We start from the raw sequence: 5,746 nt of genomic DNA, 5'->3' as shown, positions 1-5,746 counted from the left end.
CCTAACCAGCGGAGCCGAGTCAACTACAGCTACGACGCCCAAGGCGTGGTCAACGCTGTCACGGTCAATCCGCCGAATGCCAACGGCGTGGGCACCAGCGGAACAACCCTGCCGCTGATAGCGGGCATCACCACCAACGCTGAAAGCAAACTGACCGGCTGGAGCTGGGCCAGCAGCAAGACCCAGGCGATTGCTTACGACGCCAACGGCCAGATCAGCGCGTACAACCTGGGTGATCCAACAACAACTGGGATTCGCCGAACCATTCTTCGTGACACAGCGGGACGCATCACCGGCTACACCCACACCAGCAACGGAGTCCCGGTGCCCGCACTGGACCAGAGCTTTGGTTATGACAACCTGAACCGACTGATCAGCGCCACCTTGGGCAGCAGTGCGATCCAGTACAGCTATGACGCCACGGGCAACCGCACGGCCAAAGTCGTTGGCGGCACGAGCTACCCCAACACCATTGCCAGCACCAGCAACCGGCTGAACCAGACGCAGGACAGCACCGGCGTCGCCACCGTGGTGCATGATGCGGCCGGCAACATCACGAGTGATGGGACCAACAGCTACACCCTTGCGCTCGGTGACCAGGTTGCCACTGACGCGGCCGGGTTCTGAGTTGAAAACTGCCCGTGCACCGCGCGCATGGGTTTCGATGGCGATGCGGCCGTTTTGCGAGCCGATTTCTTCGTCGGCCGTGAAAAGGCCCAGCACCGGGAAGGGCAGCGGCGGCAGCTTTTGCAGCGCCATCATCACAAAGCATTGCAGCACCAGGCCGGACTTCATGTCGGACACGCCGGGGCCGTAGCCGCGCTCGCCGTCCACGCGCCAGGGCCGCTGGGCCACGGTGCCGGTGGGGAACACGGTGTCGCGGTGGCCCATCAACACCACCGGCGCTGCCGCGGCTTGCGCGCCAGGCAGGCGGGCCAGCAGCACGTCGCCCTCGGCGACATCACCGCGGTGTTCGGCGCTGATGCCCGCGGTTTGCAGCCAGCCCGCCATGGCCTGGGCCACGCGGTCGGTGCCCGGCTTGTCGTGGCTGCTGGAGTCGATGTCGACCAGCGTGGCCAGGGCCGCCTGCATGGCGGGGCGCTGGCCGGCCAGCCATTCGGTGGCGGCGCAGCCTGGCACTTGTACGTCGTTCGTCACGGCATTCATCGCGGTACTCATGCGCATTCCTGCATCACGCCGGCGCCTTCTTCGGCCAGGTCCCAGAACATGCCGGCCATGATCTGCAGCGACTCGCGGGTGGTGTCCACCAGGATGTGTTCGTTCGGCGCGTGCTGGGAGCAAGCGGGGTAGGAATGCGGCACCCACAGCGTGGGCAGGCCCAGCGTTTCAGAAAACACGTCGTTCGGCAGCGAGCCGCCGAGGTTGGGCAGCAGGGCTGGGCGGCGGCCGGTGCTGCGTTCGATGGAAGCCATGCCCCAGCGCACCCAGGCGTTGTCGGGGTCCAGGCGGGTGGCGGCCATGGTCATGTCGGTGCCGCGCACTTCCACATCGTCAAAGCCGTGGGCCAGCAGGTGCTCGCGGATGTGCGCCAGAAAATTCGCCGGGTCGCTGCCCACCACATAACGCATGTGGCAGTGCGCGCGCGCCTCGGCCGGAATGGCGTGCACCGGCATGGCCGGGTTGCCGGTGGTGAAGGCCAGCACCTCCAGGCTGTTCCAGCCGATCACGCGCTCTGCCGGCGAGAGGCCGGGCTCACCCCAGTCGGGATCGATCTCCGGGTCGTTCGGGCCGCCGCCGACCTCGATGTCCTGCAGCGCGGTACGCACGCTGGCCGGAATGGCGGTGGGCAGCAGGCCGGGCACCAGGATGCGGCCGCGGGCGTCCACCAGGCTGGCAATCGCATGGGCCAGGCGGATGCCGGGGTTGCGCAAAAGGCCGCCCCAGTTGCCCGAATGGTGGCCGCCGTCGCGCAGCTTGAGGTGCAGGTCGAAGTTGAAGACGCCGCGCGAGCCGAGAAACAGCGTGGCGCGCGAAGCCGACACGCGCGGGCCGTCGGAGGCGAGGAACAGGTCGGCCGCCAGCACATCGCGGTGCAGGGCACACACTTCGTTCAGGCCGGGCGAGCCGTCTTCTTCACCCATTTCCAGGATGATTTTCACGTTGTAGCCCAGGCGCCCGCTGCGCACGGCCAGCACCTGCTCGAGCGCGGTCAGGTTGATGGTGTGCTGCCCCTTGTTGTCGGCGGTGCCGCGGCCGTACCAGCGGTTGCCGTCCACCACGATCTTCCAGGGGCTCAGGCCTTCGCGCCACTGGGCGTCGTAGCCGCGCACCACGTCGCCGTGGCCGTAGGTCAGCACGGTGAAAGCGGCGCCGGGCTCGATGCGCTCGGCCAGCAGGAAAGGGCTTTTGCCCGGCACCGGGTTGTCGACGATGCGGCAGGCAAAGCCCAGCTCCGTGAGCTTGGGCGTGATTTCGTTCTGCAGGTAGGCGTGCAGGATGGGGCCGCTGGCGGCGTCCTGGCTTTCGGTTTTGTAGGCAACGCGGCGGTCCAGCGTTTGCTGGAAACGCCCGTCGTCGAAACAGGCGAGGGTCTGGGCCACGGCTTGGGTACGGCTCATGAGAGGTCCTTGAAATTGAAGGGAAATTGCGCGGTTGAAATGGAGAGGTAAAACGTCAGCCGATGGCTTCGGCGGCAATGTCCGGCACACCCAGCCCGGGCTCGGGCGTGAGGGCAGAGGCCAGCAGCATGCGGGTGTAGGGGTGCTCGGGCCGGGCAAAGACCTGCTCGCGCGTGCCCAGCTCGACGATGGCGCCGCGGTGCATCACGGCCACGCGGTCCACCAGGTGTTCGACCACGCCCAGGTCGTGGCTGATGAAGAAATAGGTCAGCCCGAACTCGGCCTTCAGGTCCATCAGCAGGTTGAGGATCTGCGCCTGCACCGACACGTCAAGCGCCGATGTCGGTTCGTCGCAGATCAGGATGTCGGGTCGCAGCACCAGCGCCCGCGCAATCGCCACGCGCTGGCGCTGCCCGCCCGAAAGCTGGTTGGGGTACTGGCTGTGCGTGCGCTCGGGCATGCCGACCAGGTCGAGCATCTCGCGCACCTTGCGCTGCTGTTCCTGCGCAGTGCCCACCTTGTGCAGGGCCAGCGGTACACGAACGATCTCTGCCACCGTGCGGCGCGGGTTCAGCGACGAATACGGGTCCTGGAAGATGGGCTGGATGTGGCGCGCCAGGGCGCGGCGCTGGCTGCTGTCGACTTCCTTGCCGTTGACCAGCACATTGCCCGAGGTGGGCGGCAGCAAGCCCAGCAGCATTTTGGCCAGGGTGCTTTTGCCGCAGCCGGACTCCCCGACCAGGCCCAGGGTTTCGCCCTTGCGGATGCGCAGCGAGACGTTATTTACCGCCCTGATTTCACCGGGCGCTGTGAACAGCCCGCGCTTGAGTTTGAAGACGCGGCTGAGCKCGCACAGCTCCAGCGCAATGTCTTCGCTGCCGCCCGGGGGCGTTGCCAAAGGGGTGGTGGGGTTCATGCGGCCTCCGCCAGCAAGGGTGAAGCCGCGACGCAGCGCACGGCATGCTCCGCGTCCAGCGCCACATAGGGCGGGGTGGCAGCGCAGCCTGCCTGTACCTGGCTGCAGCGGTTGGCAAAGGCACAGCCCTCCACCTTGCCCACGAGGCTGGGCACCACGCCCGGGATGGCCTGCAGGCGGCTGCCGGGCAGGGTTTTGCCGCGTACCGGAATGCAGTTGAGCAACCCGCGGGTGTAGGGATGGGCGGGGTGGGCGAACAGCTCGGCCACCGGCGCGGTTTCCACCACCTCGCCCGCATACATCACGGCCACGCGGTCGGCGATGCGCGCCACCACGCCCAGGTCGTGGGTGATGAAGACCACCGCGGTGCCGAACTCCTTTTGCAGCTCACGGATCAGCCTAAGGATCTGCGCCTGGATGGTGACGTCCAGCGCGGTGGTGGGCTCGTCGGCAATGATCAGGTCCGGCTCGCACATCAGGGCCATGGCAATCACCACGCGCTGGCGCAGGCCGCCCGAGAGCTGGTGCGGGTACTGCCGCAAACGGTCGGCGGCCTGCGGAACGCCCGCGCGTTCGAGCAGGTACAGCGCACGCTCACGCGCCTGGGCCATGCTGACCTTGCGGTGCGCGCGCAGCGCCTCGCACAGCTGGTCGCCCAGCGTGTACGACGGGTTCAGCGCCGTCATCGGCTCCTGGAAAATCATCGCCATGCGCGAGCCGCGCAGCGCGGACATTTCCCGCTCGGGCAGGCCCTGCAGGTCCACACCACCGAAGCGGATGTGGTCGGCGGTGCGCACCGCCTTGCGCGGCAGCAGGCCCATCAGTGCAAGCGACGTCATCGACTTGCCGCAGCCGGACTCGCCGACCAGGCACAGCATTTCACCGCGCCGCACCTGGAAGTCGATGCCACGCACGGCGTGCAGCATGCCGCCCGGTGTCGGCAGGTCGACGCGCAGGTTTTTCACGTCCAGCAAAATTTCCATGGAGGTTCCCTTTCAGTTGCGGCCGTCGGGCGCGGTCAGGTCACGCAGGCCGTCACCCACCAGGTTGATGGCCAGCACCAGCAGGGCCAGCACCACGCCGGGCACCAGGATCACCCAGGGCTGGAAGAACATGTAGGCCTTGCCTTCGGCCACCATCAGCCCCCATGAGGGCGTGGGCGGCTGCACGCCCAGGCCCAGGAAGGAGAGGGTGGACTCCAGCAGGATCGCGTGCGCCATCTCGAGCGTGGCCACCACGGTCAGCGGGCCCATCAGGTTGGGCAGCAGTTCGCGCACCAGGATGTAGGGCGTGGACGCGCCGAGCGCCTTGGCGGCGGAGATGAATTCGGCGTCGCGCAGCTGCTGCGTGGCCGAGCGCGTGACGATGGCAAAGCGGTCCCACAGCAACAGGCCCAGCAGGATGATGACCACCTGCAGTGAACCGCCGATGAGGGAAGCGGTTGCCAGTGCCACCAGCACCACCGGCATGGCCAGCCGGGTGGTGATGATGTAGCTGACCACGGCGTCGGTGCGGCCGCCGAAATAGCCCGCCAGCACGCCCATGGTGGTGCCGATCAGCCCGGACACCAGCGCCGCGACCAGCCCGATGCCCAGCGATACGCGGGCGCCGTACAAAAGGCGGCTCAGGTAATCGCGGCCGAGCTTGTCGGTGCCGAAGACGTGTTCCCAGCTGCCCTTGTCGTGCCAGAACGGCGGGATCAGGCGCTGGGTCACGTCCTGCGCATACGGGTCATGCGGGCTGAGCCAGGGCGCGAACAGGGCGGCCACCACGGCCAGGCCCAGCAGGATGCTGCCCAGCGTCATGCCGCGGTGGCCCAGCACACGCCGCAGGCTGCGCCGCCACGCGGGAATGGGTGGCAGCGGCAGCGCCGGCGCGGCGGAAACGGTCAGGGAAGGAGCGTTCATGGTGATGTCCTAGCGTGTGCGCATGCGGGGGTCGAGCGCGGCGTTGAAGACATCGGCCAGAAAGGTCAGCCCGATGTAGAACACGGCGATGATCAGCACCACGGCCTGCACCACGGGGTAGTCGTTGCGCGAAATGGAGTCCCAGGCGAGCTGGCCCAGGCCCTGCATGGAATAGACCGACTCAATGACCACCGAGCCGCCCAGCATGAAGCCGAGCTCCACAGCCGCCAGGGCGACAACCGGAATGATGGCGTTGCGCAAGGCGTGCTTGAACACCACACGCGCCGGGCTCAGGCCCTTGGCGCGCGCAGTGCGGATGTAGTCCGCGCCCAGCACGTCCAGCA

The 5,746-nt window shown here is 67.5% G+C and carries 6 protein-coding genes; all 6 read right to left on the bottom strand.

Annotated features, from left to right (window positions below; translation table 11 throughout):
• Positions 1–1,179: M20/M25/M40 family metallo-hydrolase (locus tag AC1D1P_RS12680; RefSeq protein WP_477673228.1), on the bottom strand; the 1,179-nt coding region annotated here is incomplete at its 3' end.
• Entirely contained in the window at positions 1,176–2,579 is a 1,404-nt protein-coding gene (locus tag AC1D1P_RS12675) for a M20 family metallopeptidase (protein ID WP_477673227.1), read from the bottom strand. The genes AC1D1P_RS12680 and AC1D1P_RS12675, both read right to left, overlap by 4 nt.
• Positions 2,580–2,634: 55 nt before the next feature.
• Complete coding sequence (locus tag AC1D1P_RS12670) at positions 2,635–3,495, bottom strand: ATP-binding cassette domain-containing protein (RefSeq protein WP_477673226.1); 861 nt, start codon at positions 3,493–3,495, stop codon at positions 2,635–2,637.
• Positions 3,492–4,478, bottom strand: coding sequence for an ABC transporter ATP-binding protein (locus tag AC1D1P_RS12665; RefSeq protein ID WP_477673225.1), 987 nt, complete (start codon positions 4,476–4,478; stop codon positions 3,492–3,494). The genes AC1D1P_RS12670 and AC1D1P_RS12665 overlap by 4 nt, the downstream gene beginning before the upstream one ends.
• A gap of 12 nt (positions 4,479–4,490) precedes the next feature.
• Entirely contained in the window at positions 4,491–5,402 is a 912-nt protein-coding gene (locus AC1D1P_RS12660; protein WP_477673224.1) for an ABC transporter permease, read from the bottom strand.
• Positions 5,403–5,411: 9 nt separating this feature from the next.
• On the bottom strand, positions 5,412–5,746 hold a 335-nt coding region (locus tag AC1D1P_RS12655; RefSeq protein ID WP_477673223.1), incomplete at its 5' end, for an ABC transporter permease.

It is taken from the genome of Polaromonas sp. P1_E1_2 (genome assembly GCF_056406035.1).
The sequence above is the reverse complement of the archived record's forward strand: the minus strand, read 5'-3'. Positions and strand labels throughout refer to the sequence as shown.

Excerpts from the sequence above, each read along its gene's own strand:
- AC1D1P_RS12675 (WP_477673227.1), bottom strand. The coding sequence starts at position 2,579 with ATGAGCCGTACCCAAGCCGTGGCCCAGACCCTCGCCTGTTTCGACGAC.
- AC1D1P_RS12665 (WP_477673225.1), bottom strand. The coding sequence starts at position 4,478 with ATGGAAATTTTGCTGGACGTGAAAAACCTGCGCGTCGACCTGCCGACA.
- AC1D1P_RS12660 (WP_477673224.1), bottom strand. The coding sequence starts at position 5,402 with ATGAACGCTCCTTCCCTGACCGTTTCCGCCGCGCCGGCGCTGCCGCTG.